19 protein-coding genes are annotated in these 15,384 nt (G+C 57.7%); 7 read left to right on the top strand and 12 right to left on the bottom strand.

The window, feature by feature from the left end; translation table 11 throughout:
- The coding region (locus K8W16_RS12125) for an ATP-binding cassette domain-containing protein (RefSeq protein ID WP_304124239.1) at nucleotides 1-254 on the bottom strand (254 nt) is incomplete at its 3' end.
- A gap of 256 nt (nucleotides 255-510) precedes the next feature.
- On the opposite strand from K8W16_RS12125, the gene folK reads away from it, so the two are divergent.
- Together folK and K8W16_RS12115 are read left to right on the top strand one after the other, a co-directional pair.
- Nucleotides 511-1,011: a 2-amino-4-hydroxy-6-hydroxymethyldihydropteridine diphosphokinase gene (gene folK / locus K8W16_RS12120; RefSeq protein WP_304124236.1), complete on the top strand. Its 501-nt coding sequence runs from the start codon at nucleotides 511-513 to the stop codon at nucleotides 1,009-1,011.
- A gap of 65 nt (nucleotides 1,012-1,076) precedes the next feature.
- On the top strand, nucleotides 1,077-1,349 hold the full coding sequence (locus K8W16_RS12115; protein ID WP_304124234.1) for a transcriptional regulator: 273 nt from the start codon (nucleotides 1,077-1,079) through the stop codon (nucleotides 1,347-1,349).
- Between the two features lie 343 nt (nucleotides 1,350-1,692).
- Here K8W16_RS12115 and rsmG read toward each other — a convergent pair whose 3' ends face one another.
- The 7 genes from rsmG to K8W16_RS12080 all read right to left on the bottom strand — a co-directional run bounded on the left by rsmG (nucleotide 1,693) and on the right by K8W16_RS12080 (nucleotide 7,046).
- The gene (gene rsmG, locus K8W16_RS12110; protein ID WP_369694479.1) at nucleotides 1,693-2,355 is read right to left on the bottom strand and encodes a 16S rRNA (guanine(527)-N(7))-methyltransferase RsmG; all 663 of its coding nucleotides are present in this window, start codon (nucleotides 2,353-2,355) and stop codon (nucleotides 1,693-1,695) included.
- Nucleotides 2,342-3,115: a 1-acyl-sn-glycerol-3-phosphate acyltransferase gene (locus K8W16_RS12105; RefSeq protein ID WP_304124231.1), complete on the bottom strand. Its 774-nt coding sequence runs from the start codon at nucleotides 3,113-3,115 to the stop codon at nucleotides 2,342-2,344. The genes rsmG and K8W16_RS12105 overlap by 14 nt, the downstream gene beginning before the upstream one ends.
- Nucleotides 3,116-3,141: 26 nt before the next feature.
- On the bottom strand, nucleotides 3,142-4,362 hold the full coding sequence (locus K8W16_RS12100) for a replication-associated recombination protein A (RefSeq protein ID WP_304124227.1): 1,221 nt from the start codon (nucleotides 4,360-4,362) through the stop codon (nucleotides 3,142-3,144).
- A complete protein-coding gene (locus K8W16_RS12095) occupies nucleotides 4,359-5,093 on the bottom strand; it encodes a 16S rRNA (uracil(1498)-N(3))-methyltransferase (RefSeq protein ID WP_304124225.1) in 735 nt (244 codons plus the stop codon). Before K8W16_RS12095 ends, K8W16_RS12100 begins: the two co-directional genes overlap by 4 nt.
- A 372-nt stretch (nucleotides 5,094-5,465) precedes the next feature.
- Nucleotides 5,466-6,110, bottom strand: a complete 645-nt coding sequence (locus K8W16_RS12090; protein ID WP_304124240.1) for a sulfite exporter TauE/SafE family protein — start codon at nucleotides 6,108-6,110, stop codon at nucleotides 5,466-5,468.
- Between the two features lie 226 nt (nucleotides 6,111-6,336).
- Nucleotides 6,337-6,741, bottom strand: a complete 405-nt coding sequence (locus tag K8W16_RS12085; RefSeq protein ID WP_304124222.1) for a DUF554 family protein — start codon at nucleotides 6,739-6,741, stop codon at nucleotides 6,337-6,339.
- Complete coding sequence (locus K8W16_RS12080) at nucleotides 6,711-7,046, bottom strand: DUF554 family protein (RefSeq protein ID WP_304124219.1); 336 nt, start codon at nucleotides 7,044-7,046, stop codon at nucleotides 6,711-6,713. Before K8W16_RS12080 ends, K8W16_RS12085 begins: the two co-directional genes overlap by 31 nt.
- An 860-nt stretch (nucleotides 7,047-7,906) precedes the next feature.
- On the opposite strand from K8W16_RS12080, the gene K8W16_RS12075 reads away from it, so the two are divergent.
- The 3 genes from K8W16_RS12075 (at nucleotide 7,907) to rimI (ending at nucleotide 10,422) form a co-directional block, all read left to right on the top strand.
- Nucleotides 7,907-8,875 (top strand): GAF domain-containing protein, encoded by a 969-nt coding sequence (locus tag K8W16_RS12075; RefSeq protein ID WP_304124217.1) that lies wholly within the window; start codon nucleotides 7,907-7,909, stop codon nucleotides 8,873-8,875.
- Nucleotides 8,876-8,883: 8 nt separating this feature from the next.
- Nucleotides 8,884-9,678: an inositol monophosphatase family protein gene (locus tag K8W16_RS12070; protein WP_304124214.1), complete on the top strand. Its 795-nt coding sequence runs from the start codon at nucleotides 8,884-8,886 to the stop codon at nucleotides 9,676-9,678.
- Between the two features lie 237 nt (nucleotides 9,679-9,915).
- Nucleotides 9,916-10,422 carry a ribosomal protein S18-alanine N-acetyltransferase gene (gene rimI / locus K8W16_RS12065; protein ID WP_304124212.1) on the top strand — a complete coding sequence of 169 codons (507 nt, stop codon included), beginning with the start codon at nucleotides 9,916-9,918 and terminating at the stop codon, nucleotides 10,420-10,422.
- Nucleotides 10,423-10,930: 508 nt separating this feature from the next.
- Here the strand turns inward: rimI and K8W16_RS12060 are convergent.
- From K8W16_RS12060 to K8W16_RS12050, 3 genes are read right to left on the bottom strand one after another with little or no spacing between them, the layout of a single operon-like run.
- Nucleotides 10,931-11,275, bottom strand: a complete 345-nt coding sequence (locus K8W16_RS12060) for an Hsp20/alpha crystallin family protein (RefSeq protein ID WP_304124209.1) — start codon at nucleotides 11,273-11,275, stop codon at nucleotides 10,931-10,933.
- 4 nt (nucleotides 11,276-11,279) lie between these two features.
- Nucleotides 11,280-11,642, bottom strand: coding sequence for an Hsp20/alpha crystallin family protein (locus tag K8W16_RS12055; RefSeq protein WP_304124207.1), 363 nt, complete (start codon nucleotides 11,640-11,642; stop codon nucleotides 11,280-11,282).
- Between the two features lie 12 nt (nucleotides 11,643-11,654).
- Nucleotides 11,655-11,861, bottom strand: coding sequence for a Trm112 family protein (locus K8W16_RS12050; protein WP_304124204.1), 207 nt, complete (start codon nucleotides 11,859-11,861; stop codon nucleotides 11,655-11,657).
- A 209-nt stretch (nucleotides 11,862-12,070) separates the two neighbouring features.
- On the opposite strand from K8W16_RS12050, the gene K8W16_RS12045 reads away from it, so the two are divergent.
- On the top strand, nucleotides 12,071-12,925 hold the full coding sequence (locus tag K8W16_RS12045; protein WP_369694478.1) for a PHP domain-containing protein: 855 nt from the start codon (nucleotides 12,071-12,073) through the stop codon (nucleotides 12,923-12,925).
- 331 nt (nucleotides 12,926-13,256) lie between these two features.
- Here the strand turns inward: K8W16_RS12045 and K8W16_RS12040 are convergent, their stop codons facing one another.
- Nucleotides 13,257-14,033, bottom strand: coding sequence for an HAD-IIA family hydrolase (locus K8W16_RS12040; RefSeq protein ID WP_304124199.1), 777 nt, complete (start codon nucleotides 14,031-14,033; stop codon nucleotides 13,257-13,259).
- Between the two features lie 248 nt (nucleotides 14,034-14,281).
- Here K8W16_RS12040 and K8W16_RS12035 point away from each other — a divergent pair.
- A partial coding sequence (locus K8W16_RS12035; RefSeq protein WP_304124196.1) for an FAD-dependent oxidoreductase occupies nucleotides 14,282-15,384 on the top strand: 1,103 nt, incomplete at its 3' end.

Below are 15,384 nucleotides of genomic sequence, written 5' to 3'. Positions count from 1 at the left end.
TCCTGCCGCATGCGGCAGATATCGCAATTTTTGGCGTAGATATCCGTCCCTTCCACCAGAATCTGCCCTTTCTGGATGATCTCAAGGCGGTTGATGCAGCGCAGGGCCGTGGATTTCCCGGAACCGGACGGCCCGATGAGAAACACTTTTTCCCCTTCCATCACATCGAGGGAAACATTGCGCAGGGCATGGAGGGCGCCGTAGCTTTTCCATACTCCGCGAAGGGATATGAGGGGAATAGCGTTGTGGCTCATGGCGGTAGGGGGAAGAGGGACAGGACTGCCTTTTTGTGCTACAAGGTTTTTCCCCTGTCAAGGCTCCCGTGCGGCGGGCCTGGAATCTTGTCAGCCTGCTTGTAAGAAGCCGGCCGGGGAACAGGGTGGGCCTTGAGCGCACAGGACGGCCTGCCTTTTCCCCGGGAGTGTCCCTTGCTTCAACGCCGCTTTCCTAAAAGCGCTCTGGACAGAACACACCGCCCGTGTATACTCCGCACAAGAAAAAGGAGAACGTATGATACAGGCCTTTGTCTGTCTCGGTTCCAACATGGGGGATGCGAAGGCGCATCTTGCCCGGGCGCGCGAGGCAATCGCCGCCCTTCCTGGAGTGCGCCTTGCGGCGGCCTCCTCGCTCTACCGCACGGAGCCGCAGGGGAGGAAGGACCAGCCCTGGTTCTTCAATCAGGTGCTGCGCCTTGAGTGCGAGGAGAGTATGAACGCCGTGCAGCTTCTGGACGCGCTTCTGGAAAAGGAAGCCCATCTGGGCAGGGTGCGCGACGCTTCCGACCACTTCGGCCCCCGCGTCATCGACATGGACCTCATTCTTTTCGGCGGGGAGGTCAGGCATGGGGATGAGCATCTCATTCTTCCCCATCCGCGCATGGCGGAACGGGCTTTTGTGCTGGTTCCCCTGCTGGAAATCGCGCCGGATCTTGCCCTGCCGGACGGGACGGAAGTGAAAAGCCTTCTGGAAAAACTGCATTATCGGCTTGAAGGTTCTTCCATTTTTCAATAGATTCAAATCGTCCGCGCTGATCCCGCAGCGCCTTGCCGCAACGACAACTTCGCTCAGGAGAGAGTATGCTTATTAAAGTCGTCATTTTTGTCCTGGTCTGCTATGTCCTGTACCGCCTATTCATGAACGACAATAAGAAGAGGGCTGAAAAGGAAGCCCAGCGGGAAAAGAAGCTCAGGGAATCGGGCGAAATGGTGCAGGATCCCGTCTGCGGCACCTATGTGGACAAAAACAGCTCCATCACCGTGCGCAACGGCGATCAGACTCTGCATTTCTGCAGCTATGAATGTCGCCAGAAGTATATCGACAAGTTCAACGAGCAACAGAAACTCAACTGAGCCTTTTGCAGGGAAGGCTCCCTTCCCCGCGTCATCCCGGTGTGCGTCGTAGCGCATGCCGTGCCGTTTGTTTTGGGAAGAGGGTTCGCATGAGAAAAAGGCCCGGCAGATGCCGGGCCTTTCCTTTTAGGGGTACGCCTTCGGGAACATGGGCAAAGCGGCGGAGGAAACGCTCGAAAACAGCACCGCTGAAGATGCCGGCATGTTCTTCTCCGGGAAATTCCGGACAATTTTTTCCCGGCCTTGAAGGAAAAGGCATCCCCGCATAAGAGGAGGGGGAAAAGGCTTCTTCCTGCCTGCACACTTTGCCGGAAAACGGCAATTTCCCGCAACGGGCAGTTTGTTATGAGCCTTCCTGTTTTTCCTTGAAGGCGCAGAACCAGCGCCTGTCCTTGCCTACGGCGTAAGCTGTGGACGCGATTTCCTCCCACGGCATGGGCTCTTCGGCCTTCAGTTCCTCCTTGGAGAGAAAAACGATGCTTCCGCCCTCGGTCAGGTGTCCCCTCACGAATCCGAGCAGCTCCTTCCAGGGCATGAAGGCCCGGCTGACGATGAGGTCGGCTTTCTTTCCTTCCATGAACTGTTCGGCCCGCCCCCGGAACACCCGGGTATTTTTCAGCGGGCAGCGCGCCAGCACGGTGGAGAGGAAAATGGTGCGCTTGTCGCGCGATTCCACCATCCAGTAGGAGCCCTCCTGCCAGAGAATACGGAGGGGAATACCCGGCAGCCCCGCCCCCGCCCCCAGATCCCATGCGACGGGCGCAGGAGGAAGGGTGGGCAGCACCTGTTCCTGCAGGAAGCGGGAAAGGTGGAAGCTGTCCATGACAAGCTCTTCCAGTGCGTCGCGCCAATGCCGCGCGCCCACGAGGTTCATCTTCCTGTTCCATTGCATGAGCAGGGAGAGATAGCCCGCAAGCTGCCTGCCCTGTTCCCGGCTCAGGGTAAAACCCGCCTTTTCGCACAACGTCTGTATCAGGGCAGGGGAACAGTCCTCAGGCCTTGCCATCGGCAGCCGCCCACGTATCGAAGTTTTCCTTGATGAAGCGCACGACGGCGGCGTGTTCCTCCTTGCCCGGCCCCTTGATTTCCATCGCTTCCCCGAAGCGCACATGGACGGGGAGCTGAGGCTTTATCCAGCCCATGTCCTTGATGAGCGCGCCTTCCCCCCATGCGTCCGTCTTGAGGGCGATGGGTATGACGGGAACGTCGGCCTTGCGTGCCAGCTTGACGCCGAGGCTGTTGAAGTCCTCTTCCTTCACGTCCTTCCTGCGGCTGCCCTGGGTGAAGATGATGACGGATCTTCCGGCCTCCAGGAGCTTTTTGCCTCCCTCAAGTACCGTGGCCAGATCTTCCCTAGGGTTGGCCCGGCCTATGGCCAGAGGGTCGCGCGAGGCGAGCACGGGGCCGAGGCAGGGGTAGTCGAGCAGGGATTTCTTCACCACGAAGGTTACGTCCTTGCGGGGCTGTATGATGCAGGGCAGAAGAAAGGTTTCCAGCGTGCTCATGTGGTTGGCTTCAAATACACAGGGGCCTTCCCTGTCGAGAACTTCCACTCCTTCGATGATGATGTTGGTGCCCATTTTTTCCATGAGCTTTCCGACAAGGAAACTGTCGTACACCCAGCGTTCGGCGTTGTACTTTCCCGCCGAGGCTATGCGACCCGCCCGGTACATGATGCCGGCCAGGGAGGGATAGAAGCGGAGAGAGGGAAAGGAGACCTTCGGGCGTTCCTCTGAGCGGTAGTTGCGGGAAAAATGTCGTTCCATATATCCTTCCAGGGTTGTTTTCCGGGTTATTTCTTTTCTACGGGCACGGCGCGGCGATGCCGCCTGTGCCAGGCGTTGAGCCTCGGCTCGTCGCCCTGATCCTTGCTCTGGTAATAGCGCCTTGCCACTACCGTTTCCGGCAGATAGTCCTGATCGACCCATGCGCCGGGAAAATTGTGCGGATACTGATAGTCCTTGCCGTAGCCCCATTGTTTCTGCATCTTCGTCACTGCGTTGCGCAGATGCAGAGGTACGGGCTGCATACCGGTATTTTTTATTTCCCGCGTCACGTTGTGGTAGGCGGCGTAGGTGGAGTTGCTTTTCGGCGCGAGGGCAAGGTAGACGACGGTTTCGGAAAGCGGGATATAGCCTTCCGGCATGCCGACGAACTCCACGGCCTGCTGGCATGCTACGGCCATGGGCAGAGCGTGAGGGTCGGCCAGGCCCACATCTTCCGAAGCGGAAAGAATGAGGCGGCGGCAGATGAAGCGCGGGTCTTCTCCACCTTCCAGAAGGCAGGCGAGATAGTAGAGCGCCGCGTCCGGGTCGCTGCCGCGTATGGATTTGATCATGGCCGAGGCCAGTTCATAGTGGCTGTCGCCGTCCTTGTCGTGCCGGGCCACGATATCGGGCATGACTTTCTGCACCCCTTCGAGGGTACGCTGGCTTTCCGGCAAAGAGGAAACATACTCCACCAGATTGAGCAGGCTGCGTGCGTCGCCGTTGGAAAGGGCGCAGAGAAATTCCAGCACGTCGTCCGGGAACGAGGCTCCCGTTTTTTCCGTGCCCCGCCGCGCAAGAGAGAGCAGGTCGTCCCTGCCCAGAGGCTTCAACCGCAGCACATGGAGCCGGGAAAGAAGCTGCTTTGTCACGCTGAAGGAGGGGTTCTCCGTGGTGGTGGCGATCATGGTCATTTCCCCGCTTTCCAGGATGGGCAGGAAAAAGTCTTGCTGGGCCTTGGAAAAACGGTGCAGCTCGTCAAGCACCAGAATATCCACCCCGGAGAGCTGGCGGCGCATCTGCTGTATGCCTGCTTCCGGCGCGGAAAGACGCAGCATCTTTCTGCCCGTGGATCGGGCCAGGATGAGCGCGAGGGTGGATTTGCCGCAGCCCGGAGGGCCGAAAAGCAGAAGGCTCGGCAGGTGCGGGCCGCTGAGCAGGGCCTTTATCTGCGCGCGCAGATGGCTCTGCCCTACGAAATGTTCAAGCTCGGCGGGGCGCAGGCTTTCCGGCAGGGGGCGCGTCATGATGCTTCTCCCGGATGCTGGAGTTTCCACCAGTGCAGGCCCAGAGCCATGACGGCCGCAGTTTCCCAGCGAAGAATCCTTTCTCCCATGCTGAGGGCCTGAAATCCGGCTTCTCTGAGCCTGTCGGCCTCCTCCGGGGTGAATCCTCCCTCCGGGCCTATGACACAGAGCGTCCTTCCCGGCAGGCCGAGGAAGTCACCCGACATGAAGGATTGTCCAGGCAGGCCGCTTTCCAGAAGTACCTGGCAGTGGTCGAATTCCCGGGAAGCGCGTATAAGTTCCTCCACACCTCCGGGAAGAGTGCGGAGTTCCGGCAGCCACGGGTTCCGGCACTGCTTGGCCCCCGCTACCAGAGAGGCATGCCAGGACTCCTTGGCATCCGTGGGCACGGGGAACTGGCTGCGCCTGGCCTGCCAGAACCACAGCCCTGCGGCCTCAAGCTCCACCGATTTTTCCAGAATCCAGCCCCGGCGGGCTTCTTTTCCCCAGCCTACGGCGAGCACTACGCCGGACTTCGGCCTGGGGTGGCGTTTTTCCTCCACAATGTCCAGCCGGGCCGACTGCCTGCCTATAGCGGTGATGCGGCAGAGGGCTTCCCTGCCTTCGCCGTCGAGCACAAGTACTTCGTCACCGGGATGCAGGCGAAGCACCCGGCCCATGTGATGCGCTTCCGCGCCGGAAAGTTCGAGCCGCCCGCTCCATTCATGGGGAGGGAGGTAAAACGTATGCATGGCTGTCTCCTGAAATAACCATTCGTCTTTTTTCAGCATAGCTGTTGAGCGGCGTTTTGAAAAGTCCGGCGGGCCGTCTTTTCTTTGGCCGGGACGTCGACACAACCATACTTTCCCGAGCGTGGAGGGGAGAAAGGGGGGGGCGGCATGGAAAATCAAACCAGAGCTTTAAATTTTTTCCGACTGCGGCCGGAGTACAGGAAAGAAGGGCATGCCGCGGCATTTCGCGGAACGGCGGGGCCATACGACGAGGGGAACTGTGCGGAACGGCCTGTTTTCCGAGGCATCGCGGACGGGTATGAGTCGAGGGCATGCCTTGCGTTTCGGCATGCCCTATGCACCGGCCTATGAAGCGGATTTTCCTCTATGGCGTCACATCACCTTGATCAGCATGGCAATGCCCACACAGAGTCCGAACACCCCGAAGGCCCGTTTGAGCATGTCTGCGGGCAGCTTCGACCAGTGGGCGAGTTTTGCTCCGACCACGGCCATGAGCATGCTCGGGATCATCAACCCGACGGTGCCGGGAAGGTACACATAGCCGAGGGAGTAGTCAGGGAGCCCTTCCGCCGACCATCCGAGGAGGATATAGCTGACGGTTGCGGTAAGGGTGATGGGCAGGCTGAGCGCGGCGGCGGTACTCACACAGTCGCACCAGGCATAACCGGCCCATGTCAGAAAGATGATGAGCTGAAGGGAACCGGCAACGCCGGTCAGGCTGGAAAGTATGCCGATAGCGATGCTTACCGGAAAATAAAACGCCTGTGCTCCGGTATGCGGCCTGGGCTTGAAGCCGATAATCATCTGAACGGCCATGACGACGATCATGATACCGAAGATGAGTTCCAGCGACTGCCCTTGAATCCTGTGGGCGAGAAACGCTCCGGTCACGGAACCGACGACGATGCCGGAGACCATTTTTTCAGACGTCCCAAGCCGCACATGGGCGATGAAGATTGCGAGGGAGGTGACGAGAATGGTGGAGAGAGCCGTCCCTGCGGCGAGGTGCCGAACCAGGTTTTCCGATACGCCGATGACGGAAAAGCATGTTGAGCAAAGGAACGATGATGATGCCGCAGGTCAGGCCGGAGAGAAGCCCCACCACGGCGCCGCCGACTCGTTGTCATAAAGGACTCGGATACAATTTTGTCTTTTTACGGCAGGATATCAAGAAAACGCGGATCTGCCGGAGTGAAGGCGCCGAGGCATGTTTTTCAACATTGCAGGCCGTTGGGGAAAAGACCTAGCCGAAGAAGTGGAGCCAGAGCAGGGAAAGGGGCATGGAGCATAAAAAGGCGGGCAGCATGCTCAGGATGGGGAACTGCATGATACCGCAGGTGCGCAGGCCCGTGGCCAGCATGATGAAGCCGCCGACGCCGGAGAAGTTGTCCAGAAGAAAAGGGGTTGCATACTGCCCGACGAATTCCGCCGAAATAAGGATGAGGCCTTGCACAAGGAACTGGGGTACGCAGAGGATTCCGATGATGGCCCCGGTGTTGGCTGCAATGAAAAGCGCGGTGGGGAAGTCCAGCAGGGCCTTGATGATGAGGAGGGAAGGGTCGCCCGTGAGACCTTCTTGCATGGAGCCGAAGAACCCCAGTCCGCTGGCGGCGAAGACTACGAGGAAAATGGAAAACTGTTCCCGCATGTATTCCAGAGATGTGCGCTGTTTTTTCCTATCCTACTGAACAATGCGGAAATTTTATGGGCAAGAAGCATAATGAGATATTCCAGGCGCAGCATTTCCCCGATAAGCGTTCCGAGAAGCAGGGCGCAGACTACGGGCGGCAGGGCCTGCGTCTTGCCGATCATGAAAATACCCATGCCGATGTTGATGCAGCCGAAAACGAGCATGAGATGTTTGCGGAATGTTTCGCCGAGAAGCTTTCCGATGGAGCTTCCGATGAGGGCTCCGAAAAGAATACACAGGGAATTGACGATGGGACCGATCATGTTTTCTCCTTTTTTACATGAAAACCGATGATTGCGTAAGGCACAGGTATTTGAGGGGGCCGCTGCGTTTTCCGGCGGATGAGGACGCGGTCGGGATGGATCTGCGGGAGCGGGTTCCGTAAAAAGCGACGCGTTCCGCCTTTTTCCCTCCGGAAGAAAGGGACTTCGCTGAAGGATATTCGGAAAGAAAACAAATCGTTTTTTTTCGGCGTGATGCAGGCCGCGCCCGAAGAAGGGCGGAACAGCCTGGAACTACGCTACGGCCCGCCGGAAGGAAGCGGGAACGCCTCGGAGAAGAAGGGAACATCCCGGAGCGTTCAGACAGGGCGAAGCGCAGGCTAAGCTTGTGAAGCGCCCACCGTCAATAACTTGCGTTTTACCGGGAAGATGATGATAATATTTTTGGTACTTTGTGAAATTATGGATATTCAGTATCTGAACAACTCACGATAAGGTAGCGGACCCGCTTTTCGTAATTGGCGGGGATATATCCTGAACTGGGGAGGGAAGATTATGCAGTCGGGCCTTGCGGGTTACATTATCAAACAGCGGCGCCGTGCAGGGCAGGGAGGAGTTCAGCCATGACGTTACCCTCCTGTCGTTTTCCCCGTCTTCCGTTCGGGCCGTATCTCCCCAACCGATGAAAAATCTCCCGAAAGGTCTCCCCTGTAATGCAATCCACGGGGAAAAGGCCAATAATTTTTTTTCATAAAAAACATTTAAAATAACATGTTGTAATAAAATGCAGCAAAATGGAACTTTCCACCCTTCAAGTTTTGCTGGAAGGAAAAGCTTGCCCCTGCCGCAGGCCGATGCTACTATACATGCATCCCTCTTTTCCCGCTAACTTTGTTTTCGCCATGATCGTCAAAAATCCTGTTGAATCCATACTTGCGCTGGCCGCCAGCGTTTTTGATGCCTATTCCGTCGTGTTGTTTGAGGCTCCCCGCACAGGGCAGGGCGCTCAGATCATGGCCGCCTACAGTCAGGGCGACCATATCGATCAGAACGCCGTGATTTACCCCGGTAAGGGGCTTGCGGGCTGGATACTGCGCAACCGCTCTCCCATCGTGGTCGGTTCCATCGACGAGAATCAGGCATATCTCGGCTACTACAAGGAAGACTGGGAGCCTGAAATCTGCTCTTTTCTGGGGTGCCCCCTGCCCGATGGAGGTATTCTCTGCATCGACAGCTTCCAGCGCCATGCCTTTTCTCCGGAAAAGCAGAAGCTCATTGCGGTTTTTGCGGACATGCTCTCTCAGGTGCAGGGCATGGAGGGGAAGGCCGAATCCGGTGAATCCGAGCGTTACCTCCATGCGCTGGATCAGCTTGTCGAGCTCCGCCGTAATTATCCGGGCTGGAAGAGCTATCTCGGTATGATTTTTCCCGTGCTTCTGGAAGCCACGGGGTTCACTTATGCCGCCTTTGCCTCCCGTGTGGAGGGAAGTTCCACCTACATTATGGAAGGAGAATATCCTCCGATGCTTCTTGACGGGCAGAAAAGCGGCGAATTCTCCATCCATAATGATATCATAGGCTGGGTGTTCCGCAACGAGGAAGCCGTGTACAGCGACGGTTTTTCCGGCCCTGCACCCGTGTTCGGCAAGCGTGAGGGTATTCCCGCCTTCAGCAGCACGGTATGCATCCCCGTCAGCGTCAACAAAAGCACCTGCGGCGTGCTCTGCCTTGCCATGGAAGAGGCGAGAAGCATTTCCGACGAGCTGAAGGCTTTTCTCCGCCTTGCTGCAGACGACCTTGCCCGTCTTCTGGAAGTGCTTTCCCTGCGCTACCGCATACGCATGGCGGAAAAGGCCCCGGGCAACAAGTAGGAGCGTATATGGATACCATGGAACTGTCCGGCCCCGTGCGGGACCTGCTTTCGGTTCTGGACGGAAGCGACGGGATTTTTCTTTCCGCCTGGGATCGTCCCCGTGCCGTAAGGCATAAGGGAAAGCGCGACCTGGTGACCGATACCGACCTCGCCATTGAGGAGTATCTCAAGCAGAATCTGTGCGATATTGTTCCCGGAGCCTCTTTCATGGCGGAAGAGAGTGCAAAACAGTCCCTGCCCTCGGGAACATGCTGGATCATTGATCCTGTAGACGGGACGACGAATTTTGCCCATCACTTCGGCGATACGGCGACCTCCGTGGCCCTGTGGGAAAACGGGCAGGTCGTGTTCGGGGCTGTTTCCGCACCCGTGCGGGGGGAGCGTTATGTCGCCGAACGCAACAGGGGCGCGTGGCTTAACGGCAGCCCCATCCATGTGAGCAGCGTCTCTTCCTGTGGAGATGCGCTTGTCGCCACCGGCTTTCCCTATTCTGTGCATGAGGATATGGACGAGGTGCTCAGGGATTTGCGCATCCTGCTCGACTCCACCGTCGGCGTGCGGCGCTGCGGTTCTGCGGCGCTCGATATGTGTTTTGTGGCCTGCGGCAGTTTCGAAGCCTATTTTGAAGGCTGGATCAAACCGTGGGACATTGCGGCGGGTTGGCTGCTTGTGGAGGAAGCCGGCGGCAGGGTGTCGGGCAGAAGCGGCGCCCCCTACCTCTTCCATACCCCCATTCTGGCCAGCAACGGCGCCGTGCATGAGGATATGGTGAAGGCGCTTCTTCTGGAAAACACGCACTGAGAAAAGGAGAGGGCTAGAGGTGCGATGCACTGAACGCCATGTTTTTCATGCTGGTGGGGCACGTCCGGGCTCGGGGATTTTTCCTGCCGGAGTGAGGGGCGCCGTCCTGTGTTTTCCCCGGCGTGCGCAGCGTATTGTCGGAAAAGAAAGTCCCGTCCAGCCTGTGTGGTGCTTGTGCCGGCCTTCCCCGGCGGGGCCGGACATAAAAAAGAGGTTCAGGCATTGACCGATACCCGCATGGAAGAAATCCGCCCTCTTGAGCTGGAGGATATGCCGGAAACTGCGGCTCTGGAAAAGCGTTGTTTTTCCTCTTCATGGACGGTGCAGCAGTTTGTTGAGGCATGGCGGCAGGACTGGTTTGCCGGTTACGGTCTTTTCCGGGAAGGCAGGCTTCTCGGCTATATCACGCTTTGCGTTCTGGCCGGAGAGCTGGAAGTCTTGAACATCGCTCTGAGCCCGGAAGAACGAGGCAGGGGGCTTTCGTTTCCGCTTATGGCCCATGCCTTGCGCGATACGCAGGAAGGCGGCCACAGGCGGGCAAAAGGGCTGCCTCCCGAAGGCTGGGAAACGGCCTTTCTGGAAGTGCGCGTGGGCAACAGGCCTGCCCGGGCGCTGTATGCAAGGCTCGGCTTTCAGGAGTCGGGGCGTCGCAGGCACTATTATGCCGATGGGGAAGATGCCCTTATCATGACGCTGGACGCGACCGGGTTCCGCCTTTCTTTGGCGGGGGAGAAGAAAGCATAAGAAGAAAAGACAGGGAAATCTCCGACCGGGAGCGAATCATCCAGATGGGGAAGGCCGGGTGACGCTCTACTTCCATGGGGCAAAGGAAGGGCGCAAGCATGAGCTTCTCAGAAAGAATCCCCGCGTGGCTTTTTGCATGGAAGTCACGCACGGCCTGGCCACGGGGCCCTAGGTGGGGGCATGTGAATGTACCATGGACTTTGAGAGCGTCTGCGGCGAGGGCGTCATGGAATATGCCGCGGAAGAGGAAAAAATCCCTGTGCTCCGTGCCATTTAATGAAGGGGAGCGTTATCATTTCCATGAGGAAGTGGTGCCCGCCTTGGCTATCCCCAAGCTCACCGTACAAAAGATGGCGGGAAAAGAACGCCGGATAAGCGGCGCTGAAGCATCGGAAGCGGGGGGCTTCCGCTGAGAGTATGAGCGGGGCCTGCGCATTGGTGCGGAACAAGGCCTCGGAGATTAAAAAGGAGTTTTCCCCTTTTTGTATTTCTTTTTCCTGACAGAAGATTAAAGGAGCCGGACGGGAAGCTCTGCTGCGTCCGCCTGACGGGGCAGGAAAAGGGAAAGCACTCCTCTTTGCAGGGTGGGTTCCACAGGGGCGGAAAGCGCTCCGTTCATGGCAATATCGAGGCAGAATTCCACGTTGCCGAATTCCAAGGCAAGTACGTCTCTTTCCTCGGAGGGAATGGGGCAGCGGGAGCTGGCCGTGATGTGGAGCGTATTCCCTTCAAGGGAACAGTGCAGATCTTTTTCCTCCACACCGGGCATATTGGCCCGGATATGGACGCCTTTTTCCGTATCTACAATATCGGTTGCGGGCCGCACCTGGGGGTAGAGCGTCTTTTTTGCCATGGAGCTATCCTTTTTTCCGAAGTTCTATGTGCAGTATGCCTTTTCCCATGTCCAGACGGGCCTGAGAGTGAACGGCGCATCCCAGCGGGATTCTGCGCCGGAAGTGTCCGCTGTAGCGTTCTTCCCGGACATAACGGCCGGAGCCGCGCCCTATGGTTCCTTCCAGAAGCAGGTCGTTTTCCTCCACGGAGATGCGTATGTCGCCGAGCTCAAGGCCGGGCACAAGCGCCTGTACCAGGACACGGTCGGCACACAGGTAAACATTGACAGGAGGGAAGGGTTCCTGTTCCCGCCTGTCGTAGACCATGGCCGTGGTATAGAATATATGCCGGAATACCGATCCGTTGGCGAGAAAAAAGTCTTTCATGGATTCACCTTGTCACTGTTGTTCCCGTCTTGCCCGTCCGTCGCCCATGATCCATATTCCGGCGGGAATGGCAGCCTCCTGAAAAAGAAAGGGGATATGGTCACGGATGGGATAGACCATGCGGCATGCCGGACAGGCGACGCTTGTGTCGATATCCAGGACGAAGAGAGGGTTTAGGCATGTGGGGCAGAGAGATATCTGAAGCTGCGAGTCGGGCATGGCCGGTTCTCCCACGGAGGATTGACGTTTTACATGTGCGCGTGTTCGGCCCTTCGAGGAAAGGGGCCCTTTTCGTCGCCGCAGCCCCGAAGCGGAGCTTGCGGAAGGGCGCTTTTCAAAGCGTCACAGGTGCAGCGTAACGTATCGGTGTGTTCCGTCAATGCCATGATTGACAGAAAGCCGGAGCGTGATAGTTTCGGAGTATGAGCATGACTTTTATTGATCTTCATACCCACAGTACCGCTTCCGATGGGACGGACAGCCCCACGGAGCTTGTCCGCAAGGCGGCGCAGGCTCATCTGGGGGTGCTTGCGCTTACGGATCACGATACTCTTTCCGGGCTGGATGAAGCGGAAGAAGAAGCCGGGAAGCAGAATATAATTTTTGTTCGCGGCTGCGAGATCAGCACGGTCACGCCGTGGGGGGAAGCGCATTTTCTCGGCCTGTGGATTCCCAGAAGCTCAGAGAAGACGGCGCAGCTGGAAGCGGCGCTGGAAAAGGTGAGGGCACAGCGGAAGGAGCGCAATCTCCGCATTGCGGAAAAGCTGCAGGCCCTGGGTTTTGATGTTTCCTATGAGGCTGCCGAAGCGCTGGCCGGAGGTGCGGTGACAGGCCGCCCGCATTTTGCCGCGCTGCTCTGTGCCATGGGCGTGGTGAAGGACAGGAGGGAAGCCTTCCGAAAATATCTGGGAAGGGACGGCCTTGCCTATGAGCCGCGCAGGCTCATGAGCCCGAAGGAGGCCGTTTCCCTGCTGAAGGGCGCAGGCGCCGTGGTTTCCATGGCCCACCCCCGGCTGCTCCGTGCGCCTGTGGAAGGGCTGGAGCACCTTCTTGTCGGATTGAAGGAGCAGGGGCTGGACGCTGTCGAGGCCTATCACAGCGAACATGATGCGGGTGATGTGCGCATCTGCGTGGAGCTTGCGGCGCGTTGCAATCTGCAGTTGAGCGGCGGTTCCGACTACCACGGCCTTGCCAAGCCGAATATCGATCTCGGCAAGGGCAGGGGCGGGCTGCGCGTCAGCCTCGGCGTGTATGAAAGACTCATGAAATATCGTGGGGCATAGCAGGGAAGAGCAGCTTTTGCACTACGGTGCTTGCGCGGCCTTGGCTCCGCGTTTTTTGACGTATTTTTTTCGGAAACGAACATTCCGAGATCTGCGCAACGCCGTTTATGCAGCGCGTCGCGCGCAAAGCCCCGCATGCGTGGAGGACGAATACGCGTCCCTTCCGTCCAGGGAAAATATCTTCCCCCGCTTTTCGAAAACAGAACACTGTGCATGATGCCGTTCTGCAAAGAGGCGAAAGTGCACGCCATGCGTCCCCTTCTTTCCTGCTTTCCGGGAAGGAAATACGGGCGGAGCAGGCCGGAAGGGGGCGCAGGCGGCCTGGAAAAAGTCAGTCTTCCCACGCCTTGCCGAGGTCTTCGGCAATGACGGCGGGCTGTATGGCTTCGGCCTTCGCCTCTTCCAGCGTGGCTTCCCCGCTCAGGACAAGGATGAAGTCGATGCCCGCGTTTTCTGCAAGCTTCTTGTCGGTGCTGAGTCTGTCGCCCGCCATGACCATATCTTCCTTGCGATACCTTTTCAGAAGGGGTTGCAGCACGGCCGGATCCGGTTTGCCGAAAATATGCTGAGGCTCGCGCCCCGTGGCCACTTTGTACAGGGCAAGCATGCTGCCCACGTCCGGCAGGGGGCCTTCCGGGGAGGGACAGACCTTGTCCGGATGCGTGGCGAGGAAAAGCACTTCCGGGTGATTTTCCAGCAGCAGGGCGGAGCGGGAAAGCTTTTCGTAGGTCAGTTCCGTATCATAGGCCAGAATAACGGCCTGCGCTCCTTCCTCCTGCTGCCTGAGTTCGGGCATGCGCTGGGAAAGGTCGCGACAGAAATCGCGGTTGCCTACAATATAAGCTGTATGGATGCCCTGTTCCTTGAGAAAGTCCACCAGCGGCGTAGTAGGGGAAAGGATGAGGTCGAGCGTGGCGGGGATGCCCATACCGTTCAGCTTTTTTACATAGGTATCAGGCGCCTTTGAGGTATTATTGCTCAGGAAGTGAAAGTCGAGCCTGTTCCAATTTTTTCTTATGAATTCCACAGCTCCCGGGATGGGAATATTGCCGAGATACACGGTGCCGTCCATATCCAGAACTACGCAGCGCTTTTCGGATATTTTCATGATTATTCCTCTTCAGAGAATGTATTGATGCCTGGAACACGATATCCCTTTTTCAGAGTCTCCCGCAAGGGAAAAGAGGCCTTTGAAGAGATTTTTCAACTTATTGCACTCATTGATTTTTTTTACACCGCTTGACGAGGTTGGATTAAGAGGATAAATCAGAAATAATTTTCGTATTATGGTAATTTGTCTTTGAGCTTTTTTCGTAAATGAAAATTTTTCTCAGGCAAAAGGGCAAGGGAGGCTGTGTGAAACACACGACTGTAGTCATCATCGGCGGCGGCGCTACTGGCATAGGTATCCTGCGAGATCTCAGTATGCGCGGAGTCAAGGCTGTGCTGCTGGAACAGGGCGGCATAGCTTCTGGTGCGAGTTCCCGCTTCCACGGCCTGCTGCACAGCGGCGGGCGTTATGCGGTGAAGGACAACGAAGCGGCCAAGGAATGTATCGAAGAAAACATGATTCTTCGTCGTATCGGCCGTGAATGCGTGGAAGAGTCCGAAGGCTTTTTCGTTCTCAGCCAGCAGGACGATCCTGATTATGAAAAGCCCTGGGTGGAAGCCTGCGCCAAAGCGGGCATCAAGGCGGAGCCTGTGGACGTCAAGGAAGCACTCCGTCTGGAACCCAGCCTTGATCCGAACATCAAGGCCGTTTACCGCGTACCGGATTCCAGTGTGGACGGTTTCCGTCTGGTCTGGCACAACGCCATGTCCGCAAGGCGTTACGGCGGCGAGATGCTGACCCATCATGAAGTCATCGGCATTGATCAGGAAGGCGGCAAGGTGAAGGGGGTCCGGGCGCGCAATCTCGTGAGCGGCGAGGAAATCCGCATTTCCTGCGATATCGTGGTCAATGCTGCGGGTTCCTGGGCGGCCAAGATAGTCGAGCTGGTGGGTCTTGAAGTGGGCGTGCAGCCCGACCGGGGCACGCTGGTGGCCTTCAACCATCGCTTCACGTCGCGTGTCATCAACCGCCTGCATGTGAGTTCCGACGGCGATATTTTCGTGCCTCACGGATCCATCACCATTCTCGGCACGACTTCGTTTCATGCCGATCGCCCCGACGCGCATGAAGCTCCCACCGAAGACGTGCTCAAGCTTCTCGATATCGGCGAAGTGCTCATTCCCAGCCTCCGCAACTACCGCATCCTGCGTGCGTTTGCAGGCACGAGGCCTCTGTATGTGGCCAAGGGCAGCGCGGCCGGGCGTGCCGCAAGCCGCGGCTTCCATATTTCCGATCACAGCGAGGAAGGGCTGGAAGGCATGTTCTCCATCTTCGGCGGCAAGTTCACCACTTATCGCCTGATGGCTGAAAAAATGTGCGACCTTGTGTGCGAAAAGCTCGGCGTGCA

Source organism: Mailhella massiliensis, from assembly GCF_020741395.1.
In the GTDB taxonomy this organism is placed as follows: Bacteria; Desulfobacterota; Desulfovibrionia; order Desulfovibrionales; family Desulfovibrionaceae; genus Mailhella; species Mailhella massiliensis_A.
The sequence above is the reverse complement of the archived record's forward strand: the minus strand, read 5'-3'. Positions and strand labels throughout refer to the sequence as shown.

Bases quoted from the DNA above. Each gene is read 5' to 3' on its own strand.
- K8W16_RS12095 (WP_304124225.1), bottom strand. From the start codon at position 5,093: ATGCATACGTTTTACCTCCCTCCCCATGAATGGAGCGGGCGGCTCGAA.
- K8W16_RS12075 (WP_304124217.1), top strand. From the start codon at position 7,907: ATGATCGTCAAAAATCCTGTTGAATCCATACTTGCGCTGGCCGCCAGC.
- K8W16_RS12045 (WP_369694478.1), top strand. From the start codon at position 12,071: ATGACTTTTATTGATCTTCATACCCACAGTACCGCTTCCGATGGGACG.
- K8W16_RS12070 (WP_304124214.1), top strand. From the start codon at position 8,884: ATGGATACCATGGAACTGTCCGGCCCCGTGCGGGACCTGCTTTCGGTT.
- K8W16_RS12115 (WP_304124234.1), top strand. From the start codon at position 1,077: ATGCTTATTAAAGTCGTCATTTTTGTCCTGGTCTGCTATGTCCTGTAC.
- rimI (WP_304124212.1), top strand. From the start codon at position 9,916: ATGGAAGAAATCCGCCCTCTTGAGCTGGAGGATATGCCGGAAACTGCG.
- K8W16_RS12055 (WP_304124207.1), bottom strand. From the start codon at position 11,642: ATGAAAGACTTTTTTCTCGCCAACGGATCGGTATTCCGGCATATATTC.
- K8W16_RS12060 (WP_304124209.1), bottom strand. From the start codon at position 11,275: ATGGCAAAAAAGACGCTCTACCCCCAGGTGCGGCCCGCAACCGATATT.
- K8W16_RS12085 (WP_304124222.1), bottom strand. From the start codon at position 6,741: ATGCGGGAACAGTTTTCCATTTTCCTCGTAGTCTTCGCCGCCAGCGGA.
- folK (WP_304124236.1), top strand. From the start codon at position 511: ATGATACAGGCCTTTGTCTGTCTCGGTTCCAACATGGGGGATGCGAAG.
- rsmG (WP_369694479.1), bottom strand. From the start codon at position 2,355: ATGGCAAGGCCTGAGGACTGTTCCCCTGCCCTGATACAGACGTTGTGC.
- K8W16_RS12100 (WP_304124227.1), bottom strand. From the start codon at position 4,362: ATGACGCGCCCCCTGCCGGAAAGCCTGCGCCCCGCCGAGCTTGAACAT.
- K8W16_RS12105 (WP_304124231.1), bottom strand. From the start codon at position 3,115: ATGGAACGACATTTTTCCCGCAACTACCGCTCAGAGGAACGCCCGAAG.
- K8W16_RS12080 (WP_304124219.1), bottom strand. From the start codon at position 7,046: ATGATCGGTCCCATCGTCAATTCCCTGTGTATTCTTTTCGGAGCCCTC.
- K8W16_RS12040 (WP_304124199.1), bottom strand. From the start codon at position 14,033: ATGAAAATATCCGAAAAGCGCTGCGTAGTTCTGGATATGGACGGCACC.
- K8W16_RS12050 (WP_304124204.1), bottom strand. From the start codon at position 11,861: ATGCCCGACTCGCAGCTTCAGATATCTCTCTGCCCCACATGCCTAAAC.